Consider the following 1,083-nt stretch of genomic DNA (forward strand, 5'->3'; position numbering starts at 1 on the left):
AAAAAAGGAAGCCGAGGCTTCCTTTTTCAGTGTTCACTAAAGTCGCTATTACGCGATAATTTTAGCTACAACACCTGCACCAACTGTACGGCCACCTTCACGGATAGCAAAACGTAAACCGTCATCCATCGCGATTGGGTAAATCAGTGTAACTACCATCTTGATGTTATCACCAGGCATAACCATTTCTACGCCTTCTGGTAACTCAATTGTGCCTGTTACGTCTGTTGTACGGAAGAAGAACTGTGGACGGTAGCCTTTGAAGAATGGAGTATGACGTCCGCCTTCTTCTTTGGACAACACGTAGACTTCTGACTCAAACGTTGTGTGTGGGTTAATTGAACCAGGCTTAGCTAGTACTTGACCACGTTCAACATCATCACGCTTAGTTCCACGTAATAACACACCACAGTTTTCGCCAGCACGACCTTCGTCAAGTAACTTACGGAACATTTCTACACCAGTACAAGTCGTTTTAGTTGTTGGTCTAACACCAACAATTTCTACTTCGTCTGATATACGAACGATACCACGTTCAACACGACCGGTTACCACTGTTCCACGACCTGAAATCGAGAATACGTCTTCGATTGGTAGTAGGAACGGCTTATCGATGTCACGCTCTGGCTCTGGAATATAAGTATCTAAAGCTTCTGCAAGCTCAAGAATTTTAGCTTCCCACTCTGGCTGGCCTTCTAGTGCCTTAAGCGCTGAACCTTGGATTACTGGTAAATCATCACCTGGGAAGTCGTATTCTGAAAGAAGCTCACGCACTTCCATTTCTACTAATTCTAGTAATTCTTCGTCATCTACCATGTCACATTTGTTCATGAATACGATGATGAAAGGGACACCTACTTGACGAGAAAGCAAGATGTGCTCACGTGTTTGTGGCATTGGGCCATCAGTAGCAGCTACTACTAAGATTGCGCCGTCCATCTGTGCAGCACCGGTAATCATGTTCTTAACATAATCCGCGTGACCTGGACAATCTACGTGTGCGTAGTGACGTAATGGTGTGTCATATTCGATGTGAGAAGTATTAATTGTAATACCGCGCTCACGCTCTTCTGGAGCGTTATC

At 44.6% G+C, this 1,083-nt stretch carries 1 protein-coding gene; it reads right to left on the reverse strand.

Annotated elements, in window-relative coordinates; translation table 11 throughout:
• Positions 1 to 48: 48 nt before the first annotated feature.
• Positions 49 to 1,083 (reverse strand): elongation factor Tu (gene tuf / locus AAEZ02_RS21710; protein ID WP_351079423.1); only part of this gene is annotated, 1,035 nt, incomplete at its 5' end.

Source organism: Shewanella sp. T24-MNA-CIBAN-0130, assembly GCF_040310185.1.
In the GTDB taxonomy this organism is placed as follows: domain Bacteria; phylum Pseudomonadota; class Gammaproteobacteria; order Enterobacterales; family Shewanellaceae; genus Shewanella; species Shewanella psychromarinicola.